4 protein-coding genes are annotated in these 4,039 nt (G+C 61.9%); all 4 read right to left on the bottom strand.

Annotated elements, in window-relative coordinates; translation table 11 throughout:
• Nucleotides 1-630 (bottom strand): hypothetical protein (locus AC04L7_RS13780; RefSeq protein ID WP_475513216.1); only part of this gene is annotated, 630 nt, incomplete at its 3' end.
• Between the two features lie 17 nt (nucleotides 631-647).
• Nucleotides 648-1,298, bottom strand: coding sequence for a hypothetical protein (locus AC04L7_RS13775; RefSeq protein WP_436001238.1), 651 nt, complete (start codon nucleotides 1,296-1,298; stop codon nucleotides 648-650).
• 602 nt (nucleotides 1,299-1,900) lie between these two features.
• Nucleotides 1,901-2,899: a Fic family protein gene (locus AC04L7_RS13770; protein ID WP_436001240.1), complete on the bottom strand. Its 999-nt coding sequence runs from the start codon at nucleotides 2,897-2,899 to the stop codon at nucleotides 1,901-1,903.
• 10 nt (nucleotides 2,900-2,909) lie between these two features.
• The gene (locus tag AC04L7_RS13765) at nucleotides 2,910-3,914 is read right to left on the bottom strand and encodes a hypothetical protein (protein WP_436001242.1); all 1,005 of its coding nucleotides are present in this window, start codon (nucleotides 3,912-3,914) and stop codon (nucleotides 2,910-2,912) included.
• Nucleotides 3,915-4,039: the final 125 nt, after the last annotated feature.

Raw genomic sequence — 4,039 nt, 5'->3', positions numbered from 1 at the left:
CGGCAGGACGGCCAACCGGCTGAGCAGCTTGGTCACGTTGGTCTCTGCCTGGCGGTTGGCGTACCAGGTGCCCGTCAGGCACTTGGGGTAGTCCGCCAGCACCYCGATGCGCGACTGCGTCGGATCGGCGTTGTCGGCCTTCTGCACCGCATGCGCGTGCACGAGGGCTGCGATCTTGTCCATCGACGTCCGTCCACCCAGGACACGCACGTCGTCGGGGACCTCCATCGGCTCGTTGAGCAGATCCACGTGCCAGCCACCGTGGCCCTGGTAGACGTGCGCACGGCGCACGAACTCGGCCTGCGGCATCCAGTGGGCGGGCAGCATGACCTCCGGACCCGGCATGGGCAGGCCCGCCTGCTCCGGCTCGGCCGCCGGCGGCGTGTAGTGGATGGCCGAGTCGTCGATGTCGCGCACCTGGGCCTGCGGGAACACGGCGCGGATCTCGCTCAGGTGGATTTTCTGACCTTCACGCGTGTACAAGCCGTCGCGATGCTTGAAGCCCATGCGGGCAGCATCGGCGGCGTCGGGRCCAGAAGCGCCAGGCAGCGCGAGCAGTACCAGGTTGCGATCGACTTGACCATGCAACTGCATGGCCAGCCCATACATCGAAAGATCCACCCAGCGCACGCCCCACTCCTTCCCGATTACATTCCCGGATTGATGATGTTGTCGATATCGCGCACGAACCGCTTGTACTCGGCGTTGCGCCCCGCATGTTCGGCGACCTTCTCGATCGCCTTGTAAGTCTTTTTCACATCGTCGTCATGACGGTGCAGGACCTTGCGCCACAGCTTGCGCAGGTCGGTCGCGCCCAGATGTTTGATGTTGTTGACCTTCGTCGCCTCGAAGTGCTGCAGCATGATCAACTCGGGCGTGGAGCTCAGCATCTCGAACTCGCCCATCTTGTCCTTCAGCGTGATCACCTCGTGCTGCAGCCGGTCCCGGCGGTCCGGGATCTCGGTGATGCCCTGCACGATGGTCAGGGAGGCCTCGCCTTCGGAGATCGGTCGCTTGTAGTGGTACTTGCCGCCGATGAAGATCATGCCGTCCATCGGCTTGTGCTCATACGCCGTCCGGTGCGTGAGCACCGCATTGGGGAACAGCATCGAGGTCAGGCGCATGCCGTACTCATCGAGCACCTTGCCGAAGTCGTGCTGCGCACCGACATAGATGCCGTCGCCAACCGACTTCAGGACACCCGCCTTCTTGAGCTGGTGCGCCTTGGTCTTGTCGAGGCCTTCGTCGCCGAGTACGAGCAGTTTCAACTTGCGTCCGATGTTTTCTGGTGTGTTCATGCGTTTACTTTCGTTGTAGTATCCTGCACCTGAACTGATAGTGCAACGATAGTTAGAGAAGAATTCGTTTCGATTGACAACGGGTTAACGGGCGAATAGAGGACAATCGTTTAACATCTTTCGCCAACGAGGCTCCGTAATGCGGGTGCAGCAGAGCACGGACAGAATGTGCCCCCTGTCAGCATTACGCTTACGAAAAATTTTCCCCGTGAAGTAGGGTTTTCCCCTACAGACAAGCTATAATATACTCGGATGAAACGTACTTTTTTGTCTCTGTCAGGAATGCAGCCCATGAGCGCACCGACCACCCCCTCCCCCCTTCCCAGCGCCGCCCGCTCGCTGCTGTCGGCCGCCCGACGCAGCGTGTCCGCTGATGCCCCCACCCTGCACGACTACCGTATGCAGGGCCTGGAGGCGGCTGAGCGCCTGCGCGATCGCCCCCGCCCCCGATAAGGGGCCGGCCAGGCAAGACCCGAACGGCGGCCCTACGGCCGCCTTTCTGTTTCGGGAATCGTTTCACAAGAAACAAACATTCCTGAGCACAGAAGAAAGCAAAAGCCCGGCACTTGGCCGGGCTTTGCATTTCCGCCTGGTGGCTCCCATCAGCGGGGGCGGTTCGTACTCGATGCCGGCGCCAGCGCCAGCTCGACCGCCAGCTCATCCTCCCCCGTCAGCACGAAGTTCGTGGCCTGATCCAGGAAGCGATCGCGATCCAGCGTGAGCTGCACGCGCACCGACTCGGGCAGGGAGCGGTACCGGATGGCCGATCCGACGTAGGCCCGCACGAAGGCTTGGCCGAACAGCTGCTCATCGCCCAGCTCATAGAACGCCACTAGGCCACGCAGGTAGGCCGTCTTGTCGAAGTCCACGAAGGACAGCGGCGCATAGTCGTTGGCAATCAACGGCGCATTGGCCAACACACGCGAGGTGCGCTTGTTGGCGTCATAGAACGGCTGCAGGTACGGCAGGCGCGTCATCACGTAGAACGCCTGCTGCACGGGATGATCGATCGATCGCGCATGTGTGATCGCGCGGCGCGCCTCGTCCTCCAGGAATCCTGGCGGCCGCCCCTCGGCTTGTGGCGGCAGATACGAGGTGCCCGTGATGTGCAGGCCATCAGGCGTGTAGGAGCGGATGACGCCCCGCTTGCCGACTTCCAGGAAGTGGCGAGACCCTGGGGCATCGGTGTCGTCTGCCAACGCCTTGTGGATGGCCAACAGCTGGTCGAACTCGATATCCGGCCTGGCCAGCATCAGTTCGATCGCGCGGCGGTGATTGATCACCATCGCCGCGTCCTCGGCAGGCTTGTCCTTGCTGACCGTTCCGAACTGAAGCAGCGACTTGGTCTCCAGCTCGGTGTAGGTGTTGCCCTCCAGCTTGGAAGACGCCCAGGCGAAGTCGATCAGGAACTTCGACAGCCCGTGGCCTGACGACCTGGGCGTCTCTACACCCTGGACCAGCCGGTCCAACCGCTGCAGCTGCTCTTCGCTGAAGAACTCGCGATCGTCCAGCCGCTCGCCCTGATACCGCGCCACGGGGCGATCAGTATCGGGCTTGTCCAGGTAGGCGAGGATCGAATCGACCGCGAGCAGTGTCCGCATGCTGACTCCGTTACGGCCGCGGCGACGCCGGCTCTTCTTCCAACTCCTGCGTCCACTCTTCCTCCTGCTGGCTGCGGATGAAGGCGTATTGGTGGGCCATCTCGCTGCGGATCTTTTGGCGGCTCACGTCGCGATCCAGATTGCGCACGACCTTGTAGAGCACAGCGAGATCTTCAGCGGAAAAGCCCATCAGCTCTTCCTCCATCTCTGCCTGCCCGTCCCACCGGAGCGAGCCGACGCCGTCGATCTTGTCCAGCACCAGCCACCCGCCCATGCGACCCTCGACACCCAGGTGGATCTTGCCCTGCATCTCGCCCGGGTAGATCGTGTAGTCGCCCTCGACGTAAGCGCTCAGCGCGCTTTCGCAGGCGCGACCGAACACCTCGTTACTCTCATCCTTCAGGTACTGCTCCCAGCGCTCGTCGAACTGCGCATCACCCGGGTAGTCCGACGTCTTGCCCGTGGTGTCGACATCGAACGGCACCTTGATGTTCCAGGCCAGACGACCGTTCGCATAGGGACCATCGCGGTGCGTGGTGTGGCTGATCAGTTCCTTGACGATCTCCACGCGCTTCTGCGCCGGGTAGGTGTACGGATCATCCTCCGGACCCTCCTGCTCCACGCTCATCACCTGCCAGTTGTCGGCATCCGGGATCGGATAGACGTAGGCAGGCTTTGCCGCATTGATGTCAGGCATGCACTGACGATATCGCGATTGCTGCTTCACCAGGCCACAGAAGGTGGGCCAGTCTGCATCCATCAGTTGCGTGAAGAGCATTTTCTGCGCGGTCTTGTTGTACGCCACCGGGCCGCAATCGAACAACACCTGGCGATTGTCGTCATCCAACACCGCAACGCCGTTCATTTCTGAGCCCACGATCCCTGCGTTGTAGGCCGTCGAAAGAACCACCTTGAACGAACGCTTTCCCCCATCTTCGCTATTGAAGGTCTTTGCCTTGCAATCATCCTCGTGAGCGAAGTGGAAGGGGCCGATCTGGTAGGAAATATCGCTCATGCGCGTGCCTTGATTGTGTAGGGGATGGGAGATCCCGGCGACCTGGATAGGATACTCCAGGACCCGGGTTAGGGCCGGGGGCGTGCGGTCAGATCGTCGCCGTCGTCCGGCACGCGGTTGGAGAA

It is taken from the genome of Pseudoxanthomonas sp. LjRoot204_2, from assembly GCF_056175765.1.
Note: the sequence above shows the minus strand (reverse complement) of the source record. Positions and strands in the feature narration are given on the sequence as shown.

Bases quoted from the DNA above. Each gene is read 5' to 3' on its own strand.
- AC04L7_RS13765 (WP_436001242.1), bottom strand. From the start codon at position 3,914: ATGAGCGATATTTCCTACCAGATCGGCCCCTTCCACTTCGCTCACGAG.
- AC04L7_RS13775 (WP_436001238.1), bottom strand. From the start codon at position 1,298: ATGAACACACCAGAAAACATCGGACGCAAGTTGAAACTGCTCGTACTC.
- AC04L7_RS13770 (WP_436001240.1), bottom strand. From the start codon at position 2,899: ATGCGGACACTGCTCGCGGTCGATTCGATCCTCGCCTACCTGGACAAG.